This window comes from Streptococcus sp. HMSC062B01, assembly GCF_001811085.1.
In the GTDB taxonomy this organism is placed as follows: domain Bacteria; phylum Bacillota; class Bacilli; order Lactobacillales; family Streptococcaceae; genus Streptococcus; species Streptococcus gordonii.
The window spans coordinates 1-228 of the sequence record NZ_KZ672801.1; the positions used below are offsets into that span (position 1 = coordinate 1).

Here is a 228-nt window from a genome sequence, read left to right on the forward strand (position 1 = left end):
GCGAATCAGCTTCCACAAGCGCTTCAGTAAGTGCCAGCGAATCCGCTTCAACGAGCGCATCGGTAAGTGCGAGCGAATCCGCCTCGACGAGTGCATCTGTTTCAGCAAGTATGTCCGCGTCAACGAGTGCCTCAGTAAGTGCCAGCGAATCAGCGTCAACGAGTGCGTCTGTATCAGCGAGCGAATCAGCGTCAACGAGTGCGTCTGTTTCAGCAAGTACGTCCGCTT

At 55.3% G+C, this 228-nt stretch carries 1 pseudogene; it reads right to left on the bottom strand.

What is annotated here, in order from left to right:
• Positions 1-228, bottom strand: a pseudogene (locus tag HMPREF2780_RS11785) (hypothetical protein); the annotation flags it as partial.